This is a genomic window from candidate division KSB1 bacterium (assembly GCA_024655945.1).
Classification (GTDB): Bacteria; Zhuqueibacterota; Zhuqueibacteria; order JANLFK01; family Oleimicrobiaceae; genus Oleimicrobium.
Genome location: JANLFK010000001.1, coordinates 1 through 24,597 on the forward strand (window position 1 = coordinate 1; position 24,597 = coordinate 24,597).

Here is a 24,597-nt window from a genome sequence, read left to right on the forward strand (position 1 = left end):
CGATCTCGGCAAACTGCATGTCGTATTCTCCCGGACCGCGGGCGCGCGGAAGGTCACCGGGTTCGTCACGGAAGATGCGAAGATGAGCGCTCGCGAGATTCTCGCGGCGTATTCCCAGCGCTGGTCCATCGAGGTTGCCATCAAGGCGGCGAAGCAACTGCTTGGGCTCGGCCAATACCAGAACGGCGCATACCATGCGGCAGTTATACACCTGCATCTCGTCTGGTTCGCCTTTGCCCTCCTGACCCACGTCGCAATCAGTTGCGAAGGTGCACAAGGAAAAAAGAAGAGAGAACCGGTTGCTTCCCGTTCTATAGGGCAGCTCCAAGATGAACTCCGGCGGATCGTTTGGGAGGACACCGCCGATTATCTCAAGAGCGTACAAAGCACGGGTGCGCTCATACGGGAGCTGGACATACTCCTATGTCCCTCGTGAAAATCCAGTCAAGTTGAGTCTTTGAGTATATCGTTCTGGATGGTTCCGGTCAGTTGCCGGGAAGGGACGCCTTGTTTCTCGGCCACGGCACTGTACATGGCCAACAGGATGGAGGCGGGCGCGTTGATGGTCATGGAGGTAGAGATACGATCCAGTGGTATGCCCGAGAGGCTGACCTCCATGTCGCGCAATGAGTCGACCGCTACCCCGCACCTGCCGACTTCCCCCTTAGAGCGTGGGTGATCGGAATGGTACACCATGAGCGTCGGCAGGTCAAAGGCGACGGACAACCCCGTTTGTCCGTGGGCCAAGAGGTAGTGGAAGCGCTCGTTGGTCTGTTTCGCCGAGCCCAGGCCGGCAAACTGTCGCATGGTCCACAGCTTGCCGCGATACATCGCGTCGCGCACCCCGCGCGTGAAAGGGAACGAGCCCGGGAAGCCAATGTCCTTTTCATAGTCGAGATGCTGAATGTCAAGTGGGGTGTAAAGAGGCTGGACGGGGGTACCTGAGACGGTGATGAACTGCCTGTCGTCTGCACACGGCGACTGTGCTGCTCGTGCAGCCCACTCTTCCTTGCCCTGCGCGACCTTGTCGATAAGATCCTGACTGAAATCCACGCGCCCTCCTGCTTATGGGACCTGCCCCTCAAGGGATCCGGATGCGCTGGTGATGTTCAGTCGCAGACGCTGCAGCTTTGAGGGTACCCAAAACCTCAAAGCAGCAGTCTTGTGGACTCATCCCCGTCCCCATTGGCTGAGCGAATTGGCGCCGCTGTTTCTGGCTCTCACGCCTATGCGCCTCAACGAGGCAACGGCAGCCGCTTGCCCTGCCTACAGAGCCCTGTAGCACCACACTTGCTCCGCGCTTTGGCCCTCACTTGTCGCGGTCAAGTGGCCCTGCGGCGTCGGCGCTTGCCTACCCGGGACGATCAGCATCGGAGGCTGCCCTCGTACCCTCGCTCCCGAAGCGGGCGTGCCCCGCATGCCCGTACCGCTAAGGCGGATCATCGGCCTGCCCTAAGATAACAAATCTCGAGAAAAAGTCAAGAGGAACAATGAAGCAGACTCAGTTTTAGCCTGACGGCTCCATTGGCCAACCTTTTTTCTTGACATTTTCGGCGGTTTTTCTTATAATGGCAATGCTGAATACCATTCAGCTGCCGTGGACCTTATGCCAGGCGGCTCCGGCGGGCAGGCGGAGCTGCAAGGACAACCATGGCGATAGCGCCGGACTGGGCAGGGTGAAACCCATTCGTGGCAAACCGGTGATGGCCGGGGGAATGCTACAGTAACTGAGCCCGCGCCAAGGGAGGTAGATGCCTTCATGTGCCAGGTGCCTCCGGGGAAGGTGAAGACCATCAGCGAAACACGCGCCGCTCTGGCGAGGCGGCAGGGGGCGAGCCTCGGCTGTCCCCTGACCACCGGCATTTTTGCCTGGGTGGCCGCACACGCTGCTAAGGAAAACAGAGCCACTGGCGCACGCGAGGTCGCGACTCACTGGTGCACGCTCAAGGCGCCACCGGTGCTGAGCGACAAGTATCCTGGGGGAACTGAACACCGCAAATTTCTTCCTGACAGAAAAGGCCTCGTCATAATCGGAAGGGGAAAGAACTACGGCGGTGTTGTTTTCCCCTTGCGCCAAGTGTTGCCCAAGCGAGGCCTTCGCGACAGGTGGTCCCGAAGAGAGGCAAGCTCACGCGGGGCTCCATATTGGCTGGAAGAGAGGGCGCAGCCGACACGCCACTGACTGAGGAGGCGAGTACCATGCCAAGGGCCGACATCCGAGCGCTGAGGCACTATCTGTTCATGGTCGACTTGAAGGTGCGGATCACCGACCTCAACTACGGCGGGCACTTGGGCAACGACCGCCTGCTCGGGCTCCTCCATGAAGCGCGCGTCGCCTTCTTGGCCAGCAATGGTTGGTCAGAAATGAATTGCGCGGGCGTCGGTCTCATCATGGGCGACGCAGTGCTACGCTACCAGGGACAGGCCTACGCTGGTGACATTCTCCGTTTTGAGGTCGGCATTGGTGAGCCGCGGCGCTGCGGTTTCCGCCTCTACTACCGGGTCACCCGTCCAGCGGACGGCGCCGCCATCGCCCTCGCCGAAACAGGCATGGTCTGTTTCGACTACCGAGAAGGCAAGATGTGCCCGCTACCGGCGCCGGTGAAGGATTTGTGCACGAGCTCCCTTGGGACCGGGGAAAGGGCAGATCCATAGTGCGACCCAACTCTGCGCGGGCAGTGGGAGGGACGCCACTGGGAGCGAGCGTATCCCGAAGATGAAGGGGGAAGAATGCCTCAGTGCGGCAAACAAGCCCGATCGACGGGAGCGGCCCATCTCAGGTGCAAGCGGTCGCTGCTCCGGGGCATGACGCCGCGGCGTTCTCCGTGCCGCCCTTGCGTACGACGCTGCCGACGGCAGACGGGAATAGAAACCTTAGCGACCAGGGTGAACTGTTTCAAGTCGCAGGATCACGACGGCCGGTAGAAGAATGCGGAGGACAGCCTTATGAAGCCAGGCACAAAGCTGCTCCAGCAATGGCTCACCGAAGCCCACTTCCAGAGGCTGCGACGCATCCGGAATCCTGCTCTCCACGAGTTTGTTGCAGAGTTCGTAGAGCTCTGTGCGCCGGACAGCGTCTTTGTGAGCACAGGGTCAGAGGAGGATCGTCGCTACATCCGGCAGGCGGCGCTTCGCAACCGGCAAGAGGCCAGGTTGGCCATTGCGGGGCACACCATCCACTTCGATAGCCAAGCCGATCAGGCTCGCGACAAACGGGAAACACAGTTTCTGCTGCGTGTTGGTGAAAACCTTGGCCCGGAAATCAATTCATTAGAAAAAGCCGGCCTGGAGGAGATGCGGCTTCTTTTGCGCAACTCAATGACAGGGAGGCAGATGTTCGTGCTTTTCTACTGCCTGGGCCCAGTCGGATCGCCATTCAGTATCCCATGTGTCCAGATTACCGACTCGGCGTATGTGGCGCACAGTGAAGACCTCCTCTATCGGCCGGGGTATGAAGAGTTTGTGCCGCTTGGTGAGCAAGCGCAGTTGTTCAAAGTAGTGCACTCGCAAGGCAGGCTCGAACAGGGGGGACTTGGCCTGCAGGTAAGCGCGGACATCGCCAAGCGCAGGGTCTACATCGATCTCGAAAACGAAGTCATCTACAGTGTGAACACGCAGTACGGGGGCAACAGCATCGGGCCGAAAAAGTTGGCAATGCGGCTGGCAATTCGCCGCGCCTCGCGCGAGGGTTGGCTCACCGAGCATATGCTCATCGTAGGCGTGCGCGGCCCCAATGGGAGGGTCAGTTACTTGACGGGGGCATTCCCCTCGCTGTGCGGAAAAAACCTCCACCGCCACCGTGCCGGGCGAAACCATCCTGGGCGATGACATCGCCTATCTGCGCCTCGTGGGTGGCCGGGTACGGGCAGTCAACGTGGAAAAGGGGATGTTTGGTATTATCGATGGAGTCAACTCCCTGCACGATCCTCTCATCTGGAAGGTCTTGCGCAACCCAGGAGAGGTGATCTTCTCCAACATTCTGGTCACAGAAGGGGGGAGGTCTATTGGAACGGCATGGACGGTGAGTGTCCGTCCAAAGGGGTGAACTACGCGGGTGAATGGTTTCCAGGGAAGAGAGACGGGGACGGAAAGGAGATCCCACCGTCCCACAAGAATGCCCGCTTCACCTTTGACCTCCACCTGCTCGATAACCTTGATCCCCATGTGGACGACCCGGAAGGAGTGCCGATTGCTGGGGTAATTTGTGGAGCAAGGGATTCCGACACCTGGGTGCCCGTAGAAGAGGCCTTTGACTGGGAACATGGCATCGTCACCAAAGGGGCTGCACTGGAGTCAGAGACGACTGCTGCTACCTTGGGGCAGGAGGGTGTCCGCGCCTTCAACCCCATGTCCAACCTGGACTTCCTCTCCATTCCCATTGGTCGCTACATTCAGGACAATCTCGACTTTGGCGCCAAGGCGATGAGGCCGCCACGTATCTTTTCGGTGCACTATTTCCTGCGCGGGGAGAACGGCGAGTTTTTGAACGACCGGGCCGACAAGCGCGTGTGGTTGAAGTAGATGGAACTCCGGGCGCACGACGAGGTGGGTGCCATTGCAGGGCCGACGGGACTCTTACCTCGCTACCAAGACCTGCGCCTCTTGTTCAAACAGGACCTCGGCCGCGACTATTCTGTTGAGGCCTACCGCGAGCAGTTTGCGGTACGTGTGCCAGAGAGCCTCGCCAAGATCGACCGTCTGTTCAAGATCTACAGCGAGCGCGTCCTGGACACACCTCCTCGGGTGTTTGAGCTCCTCAACCAGCAGCGACAACGACTGGAGGAAGCCAGAAGCACCTATGGCGATAGGATCCCGCCCGATGCCTTGCAGTAGACGGGTTGCGCTGGCGCTTGGCCGACTCGCCCGCGGCCTCTTCCCAATTTCGGCAAGGCGTTTTCGTCCTTTTCCCAAAACTGGGAATGAGCGTGGGGGCGCGCAACACGATGGGGTGGGCTTGCTTGTCAACGCATTGTAAATCTTGACGCCGCGCGGGCGCCTGGCGTGCAGGGGTTGGCACGGTGTTTGTGGAAACTTTGGCCCACGGGCACGGCCGTGGGATCAGGCTGCGCACGACAAGATGTGGGCAAACCAAAGGGAAGGAGAGGATGGCGGCGCACCAGGTCACAGCCGACGTAGAAGCGGTTCGAGGGCGCCTTTCCCCCGAGAGGGTCGCGCAGCGCGGCGGCCTTTCGTTGACGGGTCGCGCGGTCAATAGCGAATTTGTGGCGCGGGTGCGCAGCCTCAGCGGCGTCGATCCGCGGGAGTGCTACCAGTGCGGCAAGTGCTCTTCAGGCTGCCCGGTGACTCCCGAGATGGACCTCATCCCCAGCCAAGTCATCCGCCTTTTGCAATTGGGCCAGGAGCAGGAGGTGCTTGGCTGCAAGACCATCTGGCTGTGTGCCTCGTGTTTCCAATGCTATTCCCGCTGCCCGAAAGGGATCGACTTTTCCCGGCTGGCTGAGGCCTTGCGCATGTTGGCCATGGCGGCAAAGGTCGAGTACCTGGCACCAGAAGACCTCCCAAAAGAGGTTCTGGCAGAGGCGCCGCAACAGGCGCTGGTCAGCGCTTTCCGCAAATACGGCCTGTGACGAGGGACGGTGAATGAAGCTCTCGTACTACCCAGGATGCACCCTCAAGGATAAGACACCTCATCTAGACACGACCGCCAAAGCGGCGGCCAGTAAACTGGGCATAGAGCTCCAAGAGCCCGAACCATGGACTTGCTGCGGCGCCACCTACCCGCTAACCGAAGAGAAGATTGCCAACCTCGTCCCCCAAATCCGCATTCTGCGCAATGTGCGCCAGGCTGGTCACAGACAGGTAACCACCACCTGCGCTTTCTGCTACAGCACACTGAAAAGGGCCAATCGCGCCGTTGCGCTGGACCCGCTGCGCCGGCAGAGGGTCAACGCCTTCCTGCGCGACGACGAGCCGGTGCGCCCATACAAAGAAGCACCCTCTGCCCAACCTGACTATGAGGGCGAGGTGGAGGTGGTGCACCTGCTCGAGGTCTTCCGCGACGGCATCGGGTGGGAAAAGTTGGCCAAGGCGACCAAGCACAGGCTGGCAGGCTTGAAAGTGGCCCCCTACTACGGCTGCAAGTTGCTGCGCCCGCCCAAAGAGGTGGAATTCGACGACCCCGAGAACCCGACACTCTTCGAGCAGTTCTTGCACGCCTTGGGCTGCGAGGCGGTGGACTTTCCCTTCAAGAGCGAGTGTTGCGGTTCCTACCTGTCGCTTTCGGCGCCAGAGGCGGCAACGCGCCTTTCGTACCTGACCCTCAAGTCAGCGGCCAGTTGTGGGGCCGAAGTGGTGGCGCTGAGCTGCCCGCTGTGCTACTACAACATGGACCTGCGCCAGCGCCAAATTAGCAAGTCCTACCCTGGATTCCAACAGGTGCCGGTGATGTTTTTCACCCAGCTCCTGGCACTGGCCCTGGAAATCGATGCGAAGATCCTCGGCCTGGATCTCCACTATGTGGACGTAAGGCCTTTGCTGCGACAAAAGAACTTACTCCAGTAGGGTGAGCGATGAAACGAATCGGCGTGTTCGTCTGCCATTGTGGCCACAACATTGCTGGTGTGGTTGACGTTAAGAAGCTGGCCAGTGAGTTGGCAAAGTACCCGGGTGTAGCCTACGCCACGGACTATATCTACATGTGCTCGGAGCCCGGACAGGCGCTAGTGCGTGAAAAGATCAAAGAATTGAACCTGGAAGGTGTGGTTGTAGCCGCCTGTTCGCCGACCCTGCACGAGTTGACCTTCCGCACCGCTGCGACAATGGCAGGCCTGAACCCGTACCAAGGGGAAATCGCCAACATTCGCGAGCAATGCAGCTGGGTCCACTCCGATGGGGCCCAGGCCACCGCCAAAGCCTTCAAGATCGCAAAGAACATCATCGAAAAGGTGCGTTACAACCAGGCCTTGGAGCCTGTTCGAGTGCCCATCACGCCGCGGGCACTGGTGATCGGCGGCGGCATCGCCGGCATTCAGACGGCACTGGACATCGCCGATGCCGGCTACGAAGTGATCCTTGTGGAGCGCGAGCCCTCCATCGGCGGGCACATGATTCAGCTCTCGGAGACCTTTCCCACCTTGGATTGCTCGCAATGCATCCTTACCCCTAAGATGGTGGCCGTGGCCCAACACCCCAAGATCAAGCTGATGCCCTACTCGGAAGTGGAGGACATCTCTGGATACATCGGCAATTTCAAAGCCAGGATCAGGCGCAAGGCCGCTTATGTCGATTGGGAGGTCTGCACCGGCTGTGGTGTGTGCGTGGAAAAGTGCCCGAAAAAGGTGCCCTCGGAGTTCGAGCGCTTCTTGGGCATGCGCAAGGCCATCTACACGCCGTTTCCTCAAGCAGTGCCCAACAAGCCGGTCATCGACCGTGCCAACTGCACCTACTTCCTGAAAGGGACATGCAAGGCCTGCGAACAGTTCTGCGAGGTGAAGGCCATTCGTTGGGACCAGGAAGACCAGTATTTCGAGGAGTCAGTGGGCGCGGTCGTGGTGGCCACCGGCTACGATACCTATCCCATCACTAACCTTGGCGAGTATGGCGGTGGCAAGATAAAGGACGTCATCGACGGGTTGGCGTTCGAGCGGCTGCTTTCCGCCTCCGGTCCCACTGCTGGGCAGATTCGCCGCCCTTCTGACGGGGCTGTGCCCAAGGAAGTGGTCTTTGTGCAATGTGCCGGTTCGCGCGACCCCGAATTGCACAAAGCCTACTGTTCGAAGATCTGCTGCATGTACACCACCAAACATGCGATGCTCTACAAGCACGCAGTGCCAGACGGTCAGCCGTATGTTTTCTACATTGACATGCGCACCAATGGCAAAGGGTACGAGGAGTTCTATCAGCGTGCCATTGACGAGGAGGGGGTAATCTTCCTGCGCGGCAAGGTAGCCAAGATTTTCCAGGAGGGCGACAAGGTGATGGTCTGGGGCGCCGACACGCTGACCGGCCGCAAGGTGGAGATTGCTGCCGACATGGTGGTGCTGGCAACCGCCATCATTCCCAGCGTGGGCACCGACGAGCTTGTCAAGCGCATCAAGGTGGGGTGCAGCGACGGTGGGTTCCTGCTGGAAGCGCATCCGAAGTTGCGGCCGGTGGAAAGCATGACCGCCGGCTTCTTCCTGGCCGGTTGTGCTCAGGCTCCCAAGGACATCCCCGAGGCCGTTGCGCAGGCCAGCGGGGCGGCCAGCAAGGTCATCGGCGTCTTCTCGCAAGAGGCGATGGCCCACGAGCCAACTATCGCCTTTGTGGACGAGGATCTCTGCAGCGGCTGCCATATGTGCATCCCCGTGTGCCCATACGAGGCCCGCGAATTCGACAAGGAAAAAGGGATCGCCGTCGTCAAAGAGGCCTTGTGTGAAGGGTGCGGTGCCTGTGTGGCCGCCTGTCCGTCTGGGGCAACGCAGCAGCGCAACCTCACTGACGTCCAGATCGAGGAGATGGTCACCGTCAGCCTGATGGAGTAGATATGTTCGAGCCAAAGATTATCTGCTTCCTCTGCAAGTGGTGCACGTACGCCGGCGCTGACCTGGCCGGCACCTCGCGCATGAAGTATGCGCCCAACGGGATCAACATCCGCTTTCTCTGTTCCAGCCGGGTGGATCCCCAGCACGTATTGTGGGCTTTCAAAAGCGGCGCCGACGGTGTCTTCCTGGGCGGATGCCATCCGGGAGATTGCCATTACCAGGAAGGCAACTACAAGACCTTGCGTCGCGTCACCCTCATGAAGAAGATGCTGCAACAGTTGGGTATCGAGGATGGCCGCCTGCGCCTCGAGTGGATATCGGCTGCACAAGGGCGGAAGTTCGCCCAGACTATGGATGAGTTCACCGCGCAGATCCGGGCCTTGGGGCCACTGAAGTTGCAGTTGTGACAAAGGAGGCTTCGGAATGGCTGAGGGCAGTGCCCAACAGAGAAGCGACCTGGTGCCCATCTACATCATGGGCAAGAAATATGAGGTTCCCTCCAGTCTGACCATCCAAAAGGCGTTGGAGTACGCCGGCTATCAGCTCATTCGTGGCTGTGGGTGCCGAGGTGGCATTTGCGGCGCCTGCGCCACCGTGTATCGCAAGCCCGGGAGCTACCGCATCGAGGTGGGTCTGGCATGCCAGACGGTCGTCGAGCCAGAAATGTACCTGACGCAGATCCCGTTTTTCCCGGCCAACAAGGCGGTCTACGATTTGGAGAAGCTGCGTCCGCTGGGCGGCGAAGTGGCCAAACTTTATCCGGAGATATTCAAGTGCATTGGCTGCAACACTTGCACGCGCAGCTGCCCAATGGACATCGAGGTGATGCAGTACATTTCCGAGGCCATCCGCGGCAATATCGAAGCCGTGGCCAAACTGTCTTTTGACTGCGTCATGTGCGGCCTGTGCGCGGCGCGCTGCCCAGCAGAGGAGGTGCAGTACAACGTGGCCATCCTCTGCCGCCGCCTTTACGGGAAGTACATCGCGCCCCGTGCCGAACATCTTGCGCAGTGCGTCAAGCAGATCGAAGAGGGGAGCTACGAGGCCGACCTGCGCGAGCTGATGAAGGCGCCCAAGGACGTGCTGAAGAAGCTGTACGGGGAGCGCGAAGTCGAGCCGGACATGGCCGACGAGTTCTGGGTGCCGCAGGATACACGGCACCTGTAGCCACGCACCTTGCCAAGGGCGGCAAGGCCGGCTGGAGGGTGCCGCCGCCACGCCTACATCTGTGGTCACAGGAGGTTGAATATGCCATATACGCCCGAGTTGCGAGAACTGATCAAGGTCGTCGAGAAGACTCGTCCGGCGCGTGTGGAGAGAAAGAAGAGAGGGGAGGAATTCCCTGCCATTCCCGTCGAGAAACGTGCGGAAATCCTCCGCAAGTACCACCCAGACTACATCGAAGGGACGCGACGAGAGCTGAAGGTGGGGCCAAGCAAGGGATACGCCATCACCCACGAATACGCCGACCTGTTGGAGGCGCGCAGCAGGATCGACCCGAAGCGCTTTCCCCTCAGCGAGGTCCACTACCAGACCGACGTGCTCATCATCGGCGCAGGGGGCGCAGGGAATGCCGCCGCGCTGATGGCGCACGAACGTGGCGCGCGCGTCATCATCGCCACCAAGCTGCGCAATGGCGACGCCAACACTATGATGGCGGAAGGTGGCATCCAAGGGGCGAGCAAGCTAGAGAAGGACTCGCCCTACTACCACTACTTGGACGTCATGGGTGGCGGCCACTTCACCAACGACCCGGAGCTGGTCTACACGCTGGTGACCGAGGCGCCGAAGGTCTTGGCATGGCTGGAAAGCCTGGGCATGATGTTCACCAAGTTCCCGGACGGTAGGCTACAGTCCATGCACGGTGGTGGCACCTGCCGCAAGCGGATGCACTACGCCGGCGACATCACCGGAGCAGAGATCATGCGTACCCTGCGCGACGAGGTGCGCAACCACCCGGAGATCAAGGTGCTCGAGTTCAGTCCGGCGGTCGAATTGGTGCTCAACGAGCATGGCCACTGCGCCGGCGCGATCCTCTACAACTTGGAGACCGAGGAGTACCACCTGGTCAAGGCCAAGGCGGTCATCTTAGCTACCGGTGGCAGCGGCCGTCTGCACGTGCAAAAGTTCATGACCACCAACCACTACGGTGCCACCTTCGACGGCGTCGTCCTCGGCTACCGGGCTGGTGTGCCCATCTGCTTTCTGCATACGGTGCAGTACCACCCGACCGGTGCAGTGTTCCCAGAGCAGGCAGAAGGGCTGCTCATCACCGAAAAGTTCCGCGGCGCCGGTGCAAACCTGGTGAACATTGATGGCGAGCAGTTTGTCTACGAGCGCGAACCCCGCGACGTGGAGTCCGCCTGCGTGATCCGGGAGTGTTCCCCGGAGGTCAACAAGGGCATCCGGACGCCCACCGGAAAGGTGGGTGTGTGGCTCGACTCGCCGATGATTGACCTTCTCATGGGAGAGGGTACCGTCAAGAGGGAATTCCCGGGGAAGGCTATCCTGTTCCGCCGTTTCGGCATCGACATCTCCAAGGAACCGATGCTCATCTACCCGACCTTGCACTACCAAAACGGCGGGCTGGAAATCAACAAGTGCGAGACCTGCGTGCCGGGCCTGTATGCGGCAGGTGAGGTGACCGGCGGCGTGCACGGCGAAAACCGCCTCATGGGCAACTCACTGCTTGATGTGACCGTCTTCGGCCGGATTGCCGGCGTGAGCGCGGCTGAGTACACAAAAAGCGGGCCCAAGGACGGCGCTCTGACCCTCGACCACGTGGTGGCCTACCACCGCGAGTTGCAAGAGGCAGGCATCGTCACAGACCGCGTGGCACCCATGTTGCTCCCCGATTACTCGAACCCAGAAGTGCGCAAGAGACAACTGACCTCTGTCTACCACGGCACGCTGCGGTAGGCGAAAAGGAAGGTTTGTCGGCGCAGTGGCACCATCTCAGCGAGGGAAAAAGGTCATGGCCAAACCAAAGGTTGCATTTTACTGGAACGCTTCCTGCGGCGGCTGCGAGGAGGCCGTCGTCGACCTGGCCGAAGACATCCTCAAGGTCGTGGAGGCGGTCGACATCGTCTTCTGGCCGGTGGCTTTAGACTTCAAGAAGGCCGATGTGAAGGCGATGGGCGACGGGGAGATCGCCGTCTCGTTCATCAACGGCGCCGTGCGCACGGAAGAGCAAGAAGAGATGGCCAAGTTGTTGCGGCAAAAGTCGCAGTTGGTGGTGGCGTTCGGCTCCTGCGCCCACTTGGGAGGAGTCCCCGGCCTGGCGAACTTCTGGGACCGCGAGAGCATCTTCGCCCGCGTCTACAAGGAGGTGCCCTCCGTGGTCAATCCAGAGCAGGCGTTGCCCAAGACGCGGGTTGAGACACCGTACGGCGAGCTCCACCTCCCGGAATTCTACGACACCGTGCGCACCCTTGACCAGGTGATTGACGTCGACTACTACCTGCCGGGATGCGCGCCGCCTCCGGACCTCATCATGAACGCGGTGACGGCAACCCTCAAAGGTGAATTGCCCGAAAAAGGCGAGGTACTTGCGCCTGCGAAGGCCTTGTGCGACACCTGCGCACTGAACGAGACCAAGCCGGAAAAGATTTCCATCAAGGAGATCAAGCGCGTCTCCTTGGTGCCCTACGATACGACCAAGTGTTTCTTGGCGCAAGGGATTATCTGCTTAGGCCCGGCAACGCGCGGCGGTTGCGGCGAACGGTGCATCAATGCCAACATGCCCTGTCGCGGCTGCTTTGGACCGACCAAGGGCGTGATCGACATGGGCGCGAAATTTCTCTCGGCGCTGGCGTCCATCGTCGATGCCAATGACCCCGCAGAAGTGGAGAAGATCATGGACAGCGTGATTGACCCGGCAGGGCTGTTCTACATGTACAGCTTGCCCAAGTCCATCCTCCGGCGCAAGAAGATGGAGGCTGCACATGACTAAGCGAGTGACTATTGACCCTATTACCAGGCTGGAAGGCCACGGCAAGATCGAGATCTTCCTGAACGACGAGGGGAACGTCGACAAGGCGTTCTTGCAAATCCCGGAGTTGCGCGGTTTCGAGAAGTTTGCCGAGGGACGCCTGGCCGAGGAGATGCCGCGCATCACCCCAAAGATCTGCGGCGTCTGCCCCACCACGCACCACATGGCCTCAGGAAAGGCGCTGGACGACCTGTACAAGGCAGACCCTCCGCCGGCAGCGAAGAAGATCCGGGAGCTGATTAACTCGGCCTTCATGGCCGAAGACCATGCCCTGCACTTTTTCTTCTTGGGCGGGCCCGATTTCATCGTCGGGCCCAAGGCCCCGCCTGGACAACGCAACATTCTCGGCGTCATCCAGCAAGTCGGTCTGGAAGCCGGCAAGACCGTGATCGACATCCGCAAGCGGTTGCGCAGCGTCATCACCAAGCAGGGCGGCCGGGTCATCCATCCTGTGTGCAACCTGCCGGGTGGGGTCTCCAAAGGTGTGTCCAAGGAAGACCGCGAGGAATACATCCAGATCGGCAAAGACGCGGTGGCCTTTGCCCAGTTCGCCCTGAAGGCCTTTGACGACATCGTGCTGAAGAACAAGGCCTACCTCGACGTGGTGGTGGGCGATGTGTACAAGCACACCACCTACTACATGGGGCTGGTCGACGAGAAGAACCGCGTCAACTTCTACGACGGCATGGTCAGAGTCGTGGACCCGACTGGCAGGGAGTTTGTCAAGTTCAAGCCGCGCGAGTATCTTGCCCACATAGCCGAACACGTGGAGCCGTGGAGCTACATCAAGTTCCCCTATCTCAAGGCCATTGGCTGGAAAGGCTTTGTGGATGGCGTCGACAGCGGCGTCTACCGTGTTGCCCCTCTGGCGCGCCTCAATGCCGCCGATGGCATGGCCACCCCTCTGGCGCAGGCCGAATACGAGAGGATGTTCGCGACTTTAGGCAAGCCTGCGCACAACACCCTGGCCTATCACTGGGCGCGCCTGATCGAGCTGCTCTACGCTACCGAACGCTTCTTGGAGCTGGCGCAAGACGAGGAAATCCTCGACCCCAACATCCGCACGATACCCACGGAGACGCCCACCGAGGGAATCGGCGTGGTTGAGGCACCCCGTGGCACCCTGTATCACCACTACCAGACCGACGAGCGCGGGGTCATCACCAAAGCGAACCTCATTGTGGCGACGGTGAACAATGCCGCGGCTATTGCCATGTCCATCGAAAAGGCAGCCAGGGGGCTGATCAAGGGAGGCGAAGTGTCCGAAGGCCTGTTGAACATGGTGGAGATGGCCTTCAGGGCCTATGACCCCTGCTTTGCCTGTGCCACGCACTCCCTGCCGGGCGAGACGCCGCTGGAGGTGAATATCCACGACCACCGGGGTGAAGTGCTGCGCACCCTTCGCAGATGAAGACGCTCGTCCTGGGGATGGGTAACACCCTCCTTGCAGACGACGGCGTGGGCATCTACATCGCACGGGAGCTCAGCCGTCGTCTGCAAGGGCGGGAGGTAAACGTCAAAGAGACACAACTGGCAGGATTCTACCTCGCGGAGCTGTTGGAGGGTTACGAGCGGGCGATCATCGTCGACTCGGTGCGCACGGGTCGCTGCGCCCCGGGCACGCTCCAGTGGTTCACTCTTGACGAGCTGGGGCAGCCGACCAGTTTCCTTTCCGCCCACCACATCGGCCTGCGCAGCGCGCTTGACCTTGCAGGCCGCATGGGAATCCCGGTGCCGCAACTTATCGAAGTGCTGACGGTCGAGGTAGCTGACACCGGGACCTTTGCCGAGCAGTGCACTACTGCTGCCGTGCGCGAGGCAATTCCCCGGGCCGTTGAACAGGTCCTAAGCCGCCTCTCCTGAAGTCCGGGCCAGACAGGCCAGCTCTATCATCAATGGTTACCTGCGGCCTCTCATTTCCCCACCCCTGGCCCAAAATGACCTTGCGTTTCCCGTGCGAATTTTGTATAATTGTCGCCGGCAAGGGAAGCGTCGTGCGGCACCAACTTGCCGACAACACTTGCTGTTGAGCTCAAGCGCCCCTATAGCTCAGTACGGATAGAGCAGTGGTTTCCTAAACCATGTGTCGCAGGTTCAAGTCCTGCTAGGGGCACCGAGGAAAGAAGCGACCATAGCCTGGGAGCAAGCATGCTGAAACCGAAGAAGCGCCTGACACGACGGGAGATCAAAGAAGACAAGTTCGTCACCACCTACGCCAAGGTCACCAAGTACCTGCAGGAAAACAGCAAGTTCGTCATCGGGGCTGCCGCAGCTGTCGTCATCATCATTTTGGCTGCGGGGCTGATTCGTGCGGGGCGACGCGCAGCAGAAGGAAAAGCCGCCGTCGAGCTGGCACGCGGGCTCGGTGCGTACCAGCGCATGGATCTGACCTCGGCCACCGACATCCTGCGCAGCGCCGTCGAGGACTATGGCGGGACGAAGAACGGCAGCCTGGCCTTCCTGCACCTCGGTAATGCGCTCTACGAGCAGGGCCAGTCTGCGGAAGCAATGAGGTACTACGCGAAGGCGGCGCGGAAAGTGCGCAAGGTCCGCTTCTTGGCAGCTGCTGCCGATGCGGCCGTGGCAGAGTGCTTGGAGCAACAGAAGGACTATGCAGCGGCCGCCCAACATTACGAAGAAGTCGCCAAGGGCTTCGAAGAAGAACTGTCGGCCCCGAAGTACCTTCTGGCAGCCGGGAGGTGCTACGCACTCGCGGGCCAGCGGGACCAGGCCGAGCGGGTCTTGCGCCTCCTGTTGGACAAGTACCCAGACGCCCAGGAAAAGACGCAGGCACAGCTTGTGCTGGGGGAAGTGCGCCGATAGGAAGGGGGGCGTGGATAAAAGTTCTTGCATCTTAGGCAAGATTTTCATATATTTTTGTCGCAAGTGGGTCGAAGCCAGACCCACTTTTTTGTTGACCATGGTGAGCCAATGACGAGCGCAGAAGACATTCGCGCATTGGTCGAGCAAGCGCTGGCAGGGCAGGAGGTTGACCTCATCGACGTCGAGCTCAAGGGACGTCCAGGACGGCAGGTCGTCCGCGTATTCGTCGATGTTGACGGGGGCATAACTCTTGCCCGCTGCGCGGAGCTGAGCCAGAAGATCTCTGACCTGCTGGATCGCAAGGACCCTATCCCGACGAGCTATACCTTGGAGGTCTCCTCTCCAGGGCTCGACCGGCCTTTGCGTTCCGAGCGCGATTTTCAGCGTAATCTCGAGCGAACGCTGAAAATCGACTATCAGGAAGGGGAGAGCTCGCGCACTCTTGTCGGCGTGCTCAAGCAGGTCGGTCCCGGGAACATCGTGATCGACTGCAAGGGGGAGTTGCGCACCTTGGAGCTCAAGGACGTCCGTCTGGCCAAGGTGCAGCCCAGGTGGTGAGACTACCTTTGCTTTGGAAGGGAATCAGGTGTAGAGGGTGTTCTTGGTATGAAGAGCGAAATCGTTGAAGCCTTTGCCGAAATGGCCAAAGAACGCAACATGGACAAGGAGGTTTTGGCAGAGATCATCGAGTCGGTGTTCATGGGCATGATCAAGAAACGCTTTGGCACCACCGACAATTTCGACATCTTTGTCAATTTCGAAAAGGGCGAGATTGAGATATATCAGAACAAGAAGATCGTGGAGGAAGTGACCGACGAGGTCTGCGAGATCGACTTGGAATCGGCCCGCAAGGTAGAGCCCGATTTGGAGATCGGCGACGACTTTGTGGAGATTGTCGACCCGCGCAGCTTTGGCCGGCGTCTCATCCTTTCTGCGCGCCAAAACCTCAGCCAGAGACTCAAGGAGTTAGAGAAGGAGTCCACGTACCAGGCGTTTTCGCAGCGGATCGGGGAGATCGTCAGTGGCGACATCCGCCAAGTGACGGTACGCGAAGGCGTCTACCTGGTGGTGGACCGTACCGAGGTGCTGATGCCCCCCTCGGAACAGATCCCGACCGAGCACTACCGGCGCGGCGACACCATCAAGGTGCTTGTGAAGAAGGTAGAGCAAACGACCAAGGGCCCGCAGGTCATCGTCTCGCGGGCAGATGACCGCTTCCTCATCCGTCTGTTCGAACTTGAGGTACCCGAGATCAGCGATGGCATCATCGAAATCAAGGCCATTGCCCGAGAGCCTGGGGAGCGCACCAAGATCGGCGTCTATTCCACCGACAAGCGCATCGACGCGGTGGGCGCGTGCGTGGGCATGAAAGGCATCCGCATCCAGTCGATCGTCAAAGAGCTCAACAACGAGAAGATCGACATCATCAACTGGAGTAGCGAGCCGGAGATTTTCGTCAGCCGCGCACTGAGCCCGGCCAAGCCGTCGCGGATCATCTTGGATGAGGACAACAAGACGGTGATCGCCATGTTGCCTGACGACCAGATCTCCTTGGCCATCGGCCGAGGAGGGCAAAACAGGCGCTTGGCATCGAAACTCACGGGCTACGACATCCAGCCGGTGAAGGAGTCGGAATACAAAGACTTGGTCAAGTTGGAGCGGCTCAAAGATCGGCCACTCACGACGGTGGCTGAGCTGCGCCCCTCGGTGGTGCGCAAACTGCTGAGCGCGGGCCTGCAGAACGTGCGGGACGTGCTGGAGTCTGACGTCCAGGGGCTGATGAATATTCGTGGCATCGGACCAAAGACTGCGGAGGAGATAGTGGCCGCAGTTACCAAAGAATTGAACGAGTAGGCGACACCCGGCTGTGGAAGAGGTGCTATACGCAAGGAGTGCGCAGGCGTTGAGTACCAAGAGGCGAGTATATCTGGTTGCCAAGGAATTCAACATTTCGAACGAGGCGCTGATCGATTTCCTGCAGCACCTGAAGTTCGATATTCGCAACCAGATGAGTGTGGTCACTGACGAGGCGTACGCGGAGGTCGTCAAGAAGTACGGCAAGACCGCGCACGTCTCGGATGCCGACCGCGAATTCCGCAAAATGCTCCGCGACAAGAGGTTGCAGGAGGAGCAAAAGTGGGCGGCGGCACGCCTGGAGCTCCAGGAACGCATCAAGGCGGTCAGCCAGCTCGCCAAACGCAAGCCGCGTTTGCGCAAGCTGGTTGAGGAACCTGTGGCACCTACCCCTGCCGTGGAAGGTGCGCCTGTCCAGGCAGAAGAGCCTCGTCCTGCGCCAGCTGCGCTGCAAGAAGCGGCTGCAGAAGCCAAGGAGGTGGCACCCCCGAAGCCCGCGCACCGCCGGGTGCGCATCGTTGAGCTGCCGGTGACCACCGAGCCAGCAAGGCGTCCGCCAGAGGTCGTGGAAGAGCCAAAGGTTGAGGAAGAGAAAGTTGAAGAGGCCGTAGCAGCACCGCCCGTCGCAGAGGCAGCTGAGGCTCCGCCCCAGGTGGAAGAGGCGAAGCCAAAGAAAAAGAAGAAGCGCAAACGGCAGAAGCGCGTTGCCGAGGCTGAAGAGGAGGCGGTTCCCCTGCCTCCGGTCGAGGAGGCCAAGAAGGAAAAGCTCCGCAAGCGTCAGAAGCGGCGGAAGCCCCAATTCACCGAGGAGGAGATCGAGAAGAGCATCCGCGACACGCTGGCGCGCATGGCGGATGTGGGGCGCAAGCGACCCCGCCGGCGCGCCCAAGAGGAGGAACTCGAAGTCCTGCCCGAGCGCAAGGTCATTCGCGTGGCCGAGTACGCCTCGGCCGCTGAGCTGGCCGACCTGCTCGGTGTGGAGCCTGCCGAGGTGATTGGCAAGTGCTTGCGCCTGGGCATTATGGCTTCCATGAATCAGCGGCTCGACATGGACACCATCGTCCTGGTCGCCTCTGAGTTCGGCTATGAGGTGGAGCAGGTGGAGGAGTTTGGCGCCGATCTATTAGAGGCGATGGAAGAGGAACAGGACGAAAAGGACCTTGTGCCACGACCGCCGGTAGTCACCATCATGGGCCACGTGGACCATGGCAAGACCTCGCTGTTGGACCGCATCCGCCAGAGCAATATCGTCGCGGGCGAGGTTGGGGGCATCACCCAGCACATTGGCGCCTACGAAGTGATGGTCAATAGCAAGGCCATCACCTTCCTCGATACCCCTGGGCACGAAGCCTTTACGGCGATGCGTGCGCGCGGGGCACAGGTCACCGACATCGTCGTGCTCGTTGTCGCCGCCGACGATGCTGTCATGCCCCAGACGGTGGAGGCCATCAACCACGCGAAGGCGGCTGGCGTCCCGATCGTGGTGGCGATCAATAAAGTGGACAAGCCTGGGGCGAATCCGGACCTCATCAAGCAGCAGTTGGCTGACCACGGGGTGCTTGTGGAAAGCTGGGGCGGCAAGCACCAGTGCGCCGAGATCTCGGCCAAGACCGGCCAGGGCGTAGATCGCCTGCTGGAGATGATCCTCATCGAAGCCGAGCTCCTCGAGCTGCGGGCCAATCCGAAACGCCTGGCGCGTGGCGTCATCATCGAAGCGCGCCTGGACAAAGGCAAAGGGCCGGTTGCCACGGTGTTGGTGCAGGATGGAACGCTCCGTGTCGGCGCCCCGTTCGTCGCCGGGCAGGTGGCTGGGCGCGTGCGCACCATGTTCGACGAGCGCGGCAAAAAGATCACCGAGGCAGGACCATCCTGCCCAGCGCAGGTACTTGGCTTTGCCGAAGTGCCGCAGGCGGGCGACAAGTTTGTGGTGGTCAGTTCCGAGCGCGAGTCGCGAGAGATTAGCCAGCGCCGGCAGCAACTCCATCGCGAGCAAGAGGCGCGGTGCATGCGCCACAAGACTCTGGACCAGATCTCCAAGGAAATCCGCGACGGCAGGGTGAAGCAGCTGCGGGTCATCATCAAGGCCGACGTGGACGGCTCGGTGGAAGCGCTCACCGACGCCCTGATGAAACTCAGCACGGGCGAGGTCGCCGTCGACGTGGTGCACAAAGGCGTGGGGGCAATCTCCGAGTCGGACGTGCTCCTTGCCTCGGCCTCTGACGCGATTATCATCGGCTTCAACATTCGTCCCACAATCGAGGCGCGTGAGCTTGCGGCCAAGGAGGACATCGATATCCGCCTGTACAACATCATCTACGATGCCGTGGAGAACGTCAAAGCTGCTCTGGAGGGCATGCTCGAGCCTGTCTTCACCGAGAAGCTCAGCGGCACTGCCGAAGTACGACAAACCTTCCGGGTGCCCAACGTGGGCGTGGTCGCGGGATGCTATGTACAGAGCGGCAAGATTTCACGGAGTGACCGCGCCAAGATCTATCGCGCCGATCGGCTCATTTACGAAGGAAAGATCGCCTCGCTGAAGCGCTTCAAAGACGACGTACCTAAGGTCGCTGCCGGCTTTGAATGTGGCATTGCCATTGAGAACTTTAGCGACCTGCACGAGGGCGACATCATTGAGACCTACGAAGTCATCAAGACGGAACGCAAGCTGTAGTCTGTGGTGCGAATGGCGAGCGCGGTATGTTTGTCGGCCTTTCCCAGTTTGAGCTGTTCATCCCCGACAGCGGGTCGCTGAAATCGAAGCGATTCGTGCTCAGCAGCCTCAAGGCACGGCTGCGCAACCGCTTCAACGTGAGCGTTGCCGAAGTAGGCGACACGGAAAAGTGGCAACGGGTGACTCTCGGCGTAGTGACCATTGCCAATGAGCAGCGCTTTGTCGATGAGATGCTGGCAAAAATCTACAACTTTGTCGAAGGCGAGAGGCAAGTACAAATACTGGGCTACCGCTCAGAAATACTCTAAGGCAGCCAATGCACCCTTCGTACAAGAGATCGTTGCGGGTCGGTGAGCTTGTCAAGCGGGAGCTCAGCGCCATTATTCTCCGGCACGTGAAGGATCCCGGGGTCGGAGAGATGACCATCACCGAGGTCACCGTGAGCGATGATTTGCGCCTGGCCAAGGTCTACGTTGCCACGCTCAATGACCCTGTGGCCCGCGAAGCGACGATGCAGGCGCTGCAGCGGGCTGCGGGCTTCTTACGCAGTCAACTGGGCGCCCGCATCAAAGTGAGGTATACACCCGAACTGCGCTTTGTGTACGATGACACTCTTGACCGCGCCGACCGCATCGAAGCACTCCTGCGCAGAGCAGGGGAAAGCAGTACAGAGGACTGAGCCCTTTGTGCCGGAGCAAGGGGTAGTCCTGAACATCAACAAGCCCATTGGCTGGACCTCTTTCGATGTGGTGCAGCTTGTGAGGAAAACGCTCGGCGTTCGGCGCGTGGGGCACAGCGGAACGCTTGACCCTTTCGCCGAGGGGGTGCTTCTGGTCTGCGTGGGCGCGGCCACGAAAAGGGTACCGGAGCTCATGGCTCTGCCCAAGGTCTACACCGGCACAATGGAACTGGGCTTGGAGACCGATACCTTGGACGTCAACGGGAGGGTAGTGAGGCGTGCTCGCCCACGAACCAGGTTCCGGCGTGCAGAGTTGGTGCAAGCCATGGGGCAACTGGTGGGGGAAATCAAGCAGGTGCCGCCAATGTACTCGGCCGTGAAGGTCGGAGGTAAGCGGCTCTACGAACTGGCGCGGGCGCACCAGGAAGTGGCACGCGAGGCGCGCACCGTCGAGGTGTATCGCTTCGCACCTGTCCGCATCGAACACCCCTTCGTGAAGTTCGTTGTGGAATGCGGCAAGGGGACCTACGTGCGAAGCCTCGTCGCAGAAGTCGGCAGGTATCTGGGCTGCGGCGCTACCCTGAAGACACTGCAGCGGGCCGCGATCGGACCCTTTCGCATAGAGCAGGCCATTGGAGTAGACGAAATACGCAATCTGCATTTTCGGCCATCAGGATAAATGGAGATAGTACGTAGCGTTCCGCCATCAGGGTTTTTACAAAGCTCTGTCGTGACCGTTGGCACTTTCGATGGGGTGCACGTCGGCCACCGCGCCATCATCCAGAGGACGCTGGCGCGGGCAGCGCGCAAGGATCGGCCCGCCGTGGTGGTCACTTTCGAACCCCACCCGCAGCTGGTGGTGCGCAGACCCGATCGCCCCGGGATCCATCTTCTCTCCACGTTCCAGGAGAAGGCAGGCCTGTTGGAGGGGATCGGCGTGGAATTCCTGGTGGCGCTTCCCTTCACAGAAGGCTTGGCGGAGTACGGCCCCGCGGAGTTCGTCCAGCGTGTCCTTTGTCAGAGCCTCGGTGCATCGGATGTGGTGGTCGGTTATGACCACACCTTTGGCAAGGGCCGCTCGGGCACCATCGACACGCTCCGCACCCTGGGGGCAAAGCTACATTTCGAGGTAGAAGTGGTGGATAAGGTCGTGGTGGATGGGGCACCGGTGAGTAGCACGCGCATCCGCCAACTTCTCGCGCAGGGGAACGTGCTGGCGGCAGCCCGCCTGTTGGGGAGGAACTACACGGTGCGCGGCACAGTGGTGAGCGGAAGGGGACTGGGGCGGCAGCTGGGGTACCCCACTGCTAACATCCGCCCACCCAAGGACAAGCTGATTCCGCAATCGGGCATCTACGCGGTGCGGGTTGAGATCGGCGAGTGCACAAAACGAGGGATTCTCAACATCGGTGTTCGCCCCACCTTCGGCGGGGCGACCGAGGTGCCGGTCCTCGAGGTGCACATCTATGACTATGACGGAGAGCTCTACGGCGAGGAGATCGGCGTCGAGTTTCTTGGCCGCATCCGCGGCGAGCGCCGTTTCGATTCGGCCCATGATTTGGCGCGTCAGATAGAAGCAGATGTGATGGCCAGTCAGGCATTTTTCGAGAACACGGAGAGGAGAGACTAATGCCCCTGACAAAAGAACAGAAGGCAGAACTCATCAGCAAGTACGGCAGTAAACCTATAGACTCGGGGCGCACGGAGGCGCAGATTGCCCTCATGACCGCGCGCATCAAAGAGCTCACCGCGCACTTGGAGACGCATGTCAAGGACCACCACTCCAGGCGCGGCCTCATGATGCTGGTGGGCAAGAGGCGGCGACTTCTCGACTACCTGCAGCGCAAAGACGTCGAACGCTACCGTCGTCTGATCGAGGAGCTCGGCATCCGCAGGTAGGACGAAAAGCGCGTCCCCACTTGCGCGGCTAATTGCCTTGCCAAGTGGGAAAAGCTGCCCGTGCGCGGTGGCGGCAAGGGGGATGCGCTCCCCGAGGGAGTAGTTGACGGAGGAAGAATGGTTGTACGCAAGGAGATGGAGCTTGGGCATTCCAAGCTCATCATAGAAACTGGCAAGTTAGCAAAACAGGCTGACGGCGCAGCGTGGGTGCAGTTTGGCGATAGCGTCATTCTGGCCACAGTTGTGGCGGGCAACCGGCCTGTGCCGCCCCAGGGCTTTTTCCCGCTGTCGGTAGACTATCGCGAGAAGGCCTACGCAGCAGGAAAAATCCCTGGTGGCTTCTTCAAGCGCGAGGGCCGCCCCAGCGAGACGGAGGTGCTCAACGCTCGCCTGGTCGACCGGCCTCTGCGCCCTCTTTTCCCGGAGGACTTTCCTCACGAAGTGCAGGTCATCGTTTGGGTCCTGTCGGCGGACAGGGAAAACGATGCCGATATTCTGGGCATAATCGGCGCTTCTGCGGCACTGACGATCTCGGATGTTCCGTTCAATGGCCCGGTGGGCGCCGTGCGAGTGGGAAGGCTGCGAGGGCAATTCATCGTCAACCCGACATTCGCTCGACTGGAGGAGAGCGACCTCGACCTGGTGGTGGCTGGCACAGAAGAGTCGGTCATCATGGTAGAAGGCGAAGCGCGCGAAATTCCGGAAGACGACCTGCTGGCGGCGCTTGACTTTGGCCACACTCACATCAAGGCAATCGTCGAGCTGCAGCGGCAGTTGGCTGCCGAATGCGCCAAGCCGAAACGGGAGTACGAGCGCAGTGAGCCCGAGCAAGCGCTCGTTGAGCGGGTGCAGACGTTGCTCGGCAATAGGCTCGAGGAGGCGCTTCGCGAGACCGATCGCAGCAAGCGCAGCGAAGCCTTGGATGCAATCAAGAATGAAATCGTCGAGGCGCTGGCAGAGGAGTTTCCCGAAAGCGAGCCGGTCATCACCAAGCTCATCGAAGAGCGGGTCAGAGAGATTGTGCGGACGATGATCCTGACAGAGGATCGGCGTCTGGACGGCCGTCGACCAGACGCGATCCGCGAGGTGACCTGCGAGGTCGGCGTGTTGCCGCGTGCCCATGGCTCGGCGCTTTTCACGCGCGGGCAAACACAAGCATTGGCTGCCACCACGCTCGGCACCAAAATGGATGAGCAGAAGATCGACGACCTGGAAGGTGAGTTCTGGAAGAGCTACATGCTCCACTACAACTTCCCGCCGTTTTCGGTTGGAGAAGTGCGCCCAGTACGCGGCCCAAGCCGGCGTGAGATCGGCCACGGCAACCTGGCAGAACGGGCGTTGAAGCCGATGATCCCCAGTGACGAGGTCTTCCCTTACACCGTGCGCATCGTCTCGGACATCCTGGAGTCCAACGGCTCTTCCTCGATGGCCACGGCGTGCGCCGGTTCGCTCTCGCTGATGGACGCTGGCGTGCCAGTGAAGGGCGCTGTTGCAGGCATCGCCATGGGCCTGGTGAAAGGTGACGAGCGCACGGTCATTCTCACCGACATTCTCGGCGAAGAGGACCACCTGGGCGACATGGATTTCAAGGTGGCGGGCAGCCGTGCCGGTGTCACGGCCTTCCAGCTGGACATCAAGACCGCCGGCCTATCACGCCAGGTGCTGCAGGAGGCGCTCCATCAGGCACGGGCCGCCAGGTTGCGCATCCTCGACATCATGGACAGCGTGTTGGACCGGCCGCGGCCAGAGCTCTCGCGCTACGCGCCGCGCATCGTGTCCTTCAAGATCCCGGTGGATGCCATCGGCACAGTCATTGGCCCAGGAGGCAAGACCATCAGAGAGATTATCCAGAGCACTGGCGCCACAATTGACATCGAGGACGATGGCACCGTCCTCATCGCTTCTGTTGACCCGGACGCCTGTAACGAGGCTCGCCGCATGGTAGAAGCACTCACCGCAGAGCCAGAGGTGGGCAAGACCTATGTCGGCGTGGTCAAGAAGATCACTAACTTTGGTGCCTTCGTGGAAATCCTTCCTGGCAAGGAAGGCCTCCTCCACATTTCGCAAATCTCCAATCGTCGTGTGGAAAGGGTGGAGGATGTTCTGAAAGTGGGAGAGAAGGTTGAGGTGAAGTTGCTGCGCATCGAAAGCGATGGCAAGCTCGACCTCAGCCGCAAGGCGCTCCTCAAAGACTAAC

General features: G+C 60.4%; 21 protein-coding genes, 1 tRNA gene and 2 pseudogenes. 23 read left to right on the forward strand and 1 reads right to left on the reverse strand.

Annotation, left to right across the window (positions count from 1 at the left end):
* Positions 1-436: hypothetical protein (locus NUW13_00005; protein ID MCR4437421.1), on the forward strand; the 436-nt coding region annotated here is incomplete at its 5' end.
* Between the two features lie 17 nt (positions 437-453).
* Here NUW13_00005 and NUW13_00010 read toward each other — a convergent pair.
* A pseudogene (locus tag NUW13_00010) lies at positions 454-1,053 on the reverse strand (methylmalonyl-CoA mutase family protein).
* 1,146 nt (positions 1,054-2,199) lie between these two features.
* On the opposite strand from NUW13_00010, the gene NUW13_00015 reads away from it, so the two are divergent.
* The 22 genes and pseudogenes from NUW13_00015 (at position 2,200) to NUW13_00120 (ending at position 24,596) form a co-directional block, all read left to right on the forward strand.
* Positions 2,200-2,655 (forward strand): thioesterase family protein, encoded by a 456-nt coding sequence (locus NUW13_00015; protein MCR4437422.1) that lies wholly within the window; start codon positions 2,200-2,202, stop codon positions 2,653-2,655.
* A 291-nt stretch (positions 2,656-2,946) separates the two neighbouring features.
* Positions 2,947-4,833: pseudogene (locus NUW13_00020) on the forward strand (phosphoenolpyruvate carboxykinase (GTP)).
* 272 nt (positions 4,834-5,105) lie between these two features.
* On the forward strand, positions 5,106-5,588 hold the full coding sequence (locus NUW13_00025) for a 4Fe-4S dicluster domain-containing protein (GenBank protein MCR4437423.1): 483 nt from the start codon (positions 5,106-5,108) through the stop codon (positions 5,586-5,588).
* 13 nt (positions 5,589-5,601) lie between these two features.
* Positions 5,602-6,522 (forward strand): CoB--CoM heterodisulfide reductase iron-sulfur subunit B family protein, encoded by a 921-nt coding sequence (locus tag NUW13_00030; GenBank protein MCR4437424.1) that lies wholly within the window; start codon positions 5,602-5,604, stop codon positions 6,520-6,522.
* 8 nt (positions 6,523-6,530) lie between these two features.
* Positions 6,531-8,483, forward strand: coding sequence for a CoB--CoM heterodisulfide reductase iron-sulfur subunit A family protein (locus tag NUW13_00035; GenBank protein MCR4437425.1), 1,953 nt, complete (start codon positions 6,531-6,533; stop codon positions 8,481-8,483).
* A gap of 2 nt (positions 8,484-8,485) precedes the next feature.
* Positions 8,486-8,890, forward strand: a complete 405-nt coding sequence (locus NUW13_00040) for a hydrogenase iron-sulfur subunit (GenBank protein ID MCR4437426.1) — start codon at positions 8,486-8,488, stop codon at positions 8,888-8,890.
* A gap of 16 nt (positions 8,891-8,906) precedes the next feature.
* On the forward strand, positions 8,907-9,650 hold the full coding sequence (locus NUW13_00045; protein ID MCR4437427.1) for a 4Fe-4S dicluster domain-containing protein: 744 nt from the start codon (positions 8,907-8,909) through the stop codon (positions 9,648-9,650).
* A gap of 81 nt (positions 9,651-9,731) precedes the next feature.
* Positions 9,732-11,402 carry an FAD-binding protein gene (locus NUW13_00050; GenBank protein ID MCR4437428.1) on the forward strand — a complete coding sequence of 557 codons (1,671 nt, stop codon included), beginning with the start codon at positions 9,732-9,734 and terminating at the stop codon, positions 11,400-11,402.
* A 55-nt stretch (positions 11,403-11,457) separates the two neighbouring features.
* Positions 11,458-12,435, forward strand: coding sequence for an oxidoreductase (locus NUW13_00055; GenBank protein ID MCR4437429.1), 978 nt, complete (start codon positions 11,458-11,460; stop codon positions 12,433-12,435).
* On the forward strand, positions 12,428-13,885 hold the full coding sequence (locus NUW13_00060; protein ID MCR4437430.1) for a Ni/Fe hydrogenase subunit alpha: 1,458 nt from the start codon (positions 12,428-12,430) through the stop codon (positions 13,883-13,885). Before NUW13_00055 ends, NUW13_00060 begins: the two co-directional genes overlap by 8 nt.
* Positions 13,882-14,337: a hydrogenase maturation protease gene (locus NUW13_00065; GenBank protein ID MCR4437431.1), complete on the forward strand. Its 456-nt coding sequence runs from the start codon at positions 13,882-13,884 to the stop codon at positions 14,335-14,337. The genes NUW13_00060 and NUW13_00065 overlap by 4 nt, the downstream gene beginning before the upstream one ends.
* A 175-nt stretch (positions 14,338-14,512) precedes the next feature.
* Positions 14,513-14,587: transfer RNA gene (locus NUW13_00070), tRNA-Arg, on the forward strand.
* A gap of 35 nt (positions 14,588-14,622) precedes the next feature.
* On the forward strand, positions 14,623-15,297 hold the full coding sequence (locus tag NUW13_00075) for a tetratricopeptide repeat protein (protein MCR4437432.1): 675 nt from the start codon (positions 14,623-14,625) through the stop codon (positions 15,295-15,297).
* Between the two features lie 108 nt (positions 15,298-15,405).
* Positions 15,406-15,855, forward strand: a complete 450-nt coding sequence (locus NUW13_00080) for a ribosome maturation factor RimP (protein MCR4437433.1) — start codon at positions 15,406-15,408, stop codon at positions 15,853-15,855.
* 48 nt (positions 15,856-15,903) lie between these two features.
* A complete protein-coding gene (gene nusA / locus NUW13_00085) occupies positions 15,904-17,151 on the forward strand; it encodes a transcription termination factor NusA (GenBank protein ID MCR4437434.1) in 1,248 nt (415 codons plus the stop codon).
* A gap of 49 nt (positions 17,152-17,200) precedes the next feature.
* Positions 17,201-19,822, forward strand: a complete 2,622-nt coding sequence (infB, locus tag NUW13_00090; GenBank protein MCR4437435.1) for a translation initiation factor IF-2 — start codon at positions 17,201-17,203, stop codon at positions 19,820-19,822.
* 26 nt (positions 19,823-19,848) lie between these two features.
* Entirely contained in the window at positions 19,849-20,130 is a 282-nt protein-coding gene (locus NUW13_00095; protein ID MCR4437436.1) for a DUF503 domain-containing protein, read from the forward strand.
* 8 nt (positions 20,131-20,138) lie between these two features.
* On the forward strand, positions 20,139-20,501 hold the full coding sequence (gene rbfA / locus NUW13_00100; protein MCR4437437.1) for a 30S ribosome-binding factor RbfA: 363 nt from the start codon (positions 20,139-20,141) through the stop codon (positions 20,499-20,501).
* Between the two features lie 7 nt (positions 20,502-20,508).
* On the forward strand, positions 20,509-21,180 hold the full coding sequence (gene truB, locus NUW13_00105; protein ID MCR4437438.1) for a tRNA pseudouridine(55) synthase TruB: 672 nt from the start codon (positions 20,509-20,511) through the stop codon (positions 21,178-21,180).
* Entirely contained in the window at positions 21,181-22,131 is a 951-nt protein-coding gene (locus tag NUW13_00110; GenBank protein ID MCR4437439.1) for a bifunctional riboflavin kinase/FAD synthetase, read from the forward strand.
* Positions 22,131-22,400 (forward strand): 30S ribosomal protein S15, encoded by a 270-nt coding sequence (gene rpsO / locus NUW13_00115; protein MCR4437440.1) that lies wholly within the window; start codon positions 22,131-22,133, stop codon positions 22,398-22,400. Before NUW13_00110 ends, rpsO begins: the two co-directional genes overlap by 1 nt.
* Before the next feature lie 117 nt (positions 22,401-22,517).
* Positions 22,518-24,596 carry a polyribonucleotide nucleotidyltransferase gene (locus tag NUW13_00120; GenBank protein MCR4437441.1) on the forward strand — a complete coding sequence of 693 codons (2,079 nt, stop codon included), beginning with the start codon at positions 22,518-22,520 and terminating at the stop codon, positions 24,594-24,596.
* The last annotated feature ends 1 nt before the right edge of the window (position 24,597 follow it).